This window comes from Streptomyces sp. NPDC056486, assembly GCF_042795295.1.
Taxonomy (GTDB): domain Bacteria; phylum Actinomycetota; class Actinomycetes; order Streptomycetales; family Streptomycetaceae; genus Streptomyces.
The window spans coordinates 1-1,461 of the sequence record NZ_JBHTSF010000334.1; the positions used below are offsets into that span (position 1 = coordinate 1).

General features: G+C 55.8%; 1 rRNA gene. It reads left to right on the forward strand.

The features are described from left to right. Positions 1-1,397 (forward strand): 23S ribosomal RNA (locus ACFQ7F_RS45860); the annotation flags it as partial. Positions 1,398-1,461 lie beyond the last annotated feature (64 nt).

Consider the following 1,461-nt stretch of genomic DNA (forward strand, 5'->3'; position numbering starts at 1 on the left):
TGTGCCTGAGACCTGATGCCGAGCCGATTGTGGTGAAGTGGATGATCCTATGCTGTCGAGAAAAGCCTCTAGCGAGTTTCATGGCGGCCCGTACCCTAAACCGACTCAGGTGGTCAGGTAGAGAATACCGAGGCGTTCGGGTGAACTATGGTTAAGGAACTCGGCAAAATGCCCCCGTAACTTCGGGAGAAGGGGGGCCATCTTTGGTGATCGGATTTACTCCGTGAGCTGGGGGTGGCCGCAGAGACCAGCGAGAAGCGACTGTTTACTAAAAACACAGGTCCGTGCGAAGCCGTAAGGCGATGTATACGGACTGACGCCTGCCCGGTGCTGGAACGTTAAGGGGACCGGTTAGTGCACTTTCGGGTGTGCGAAGCTGAGAACTTAAGCGCCAGTAAACGGCGGTGGTAACTATAACCATCCTAAGGTAGCGAAATTCCTTGTCGGGTAAGTTCCGACCTGCACGAATGGCGTAACGACTTCTCGACTGTCTCAACCATAGGCCCGGTGAAATTGCACTACGAGTAAAGATGCTCGTTTCGCGCAGCAGGACGGAAAGACCCCGGGACCTTTACTACAGTTTGATATTGGTGTTCGGTTCGGCTTGTGTAGGATAGGTGGGAGACTTTGAAGCGGGCACGCCAGTGTTCGTGGAGTCAACGTTGAAATACCACTCTGGTCGTGCTGGATGTCTAACCTGGGTCCGTGATCCGGATCAGGGACAGTGTCTGATGGGTAGTTTAACTGGGGCGGTTGCCTCCTAAAGAGTAACGGAGGCGCCCAAAGGTTCCCTCAGCCTGGTTGGTAATCAGGTGTTGAGTGTAAGTGCACAAGGGAGCTTGACTGTGAGACCGACGGGTCGAGCAGGGACGAAAGTCGGGACTAGTGATCCGGCGGTGGCTTGTGGAAGCGCCGTCGCTCAACGGATAAAAGGTACCCCGGGGATAACAGGCTGATCTTCCCCAAGAGTCCATATCGACGGGATGGTTTGGCACCTCGATGTCGGCTCGTCGCATCCTGGGGCTGGAGTCGGTCCCAAGGGTTGGGCTGTTCGCCCATTAAAGCGGTACGCGAGCTGGGTTTAGAACGTCGTGAGACAGTTCGGTCCCTATCCGCTGTGCGCGTAGGAATATTGAGAAGGGCTGTCCCTAGTACGAGAGGACCGGGACGGACGAACCTCTGGTGTGCCAGTTGTCCTGCCAAGGGCATGGCTGGTTGGCTACGTTCGGAAAGGATAACCGCTGAAAGCATCTAAGCGGGAAGCCTGCTTCGAGATGAGTATTCCCACCCCCTTGAGGGGTTAAGGCTCCCAGTAGACGACTGGGTTGATAGGCCAGATCTGGAAGCCCGGTAACGGGTGGAGGTGACTGGTACTAATAGGCCGAGGGCTTGTCCTCAGTTGCTCGCGTCCACTGTGTTGGTTCTGAAACCACGAACAACCCCGTATGTCGGGCCACGACT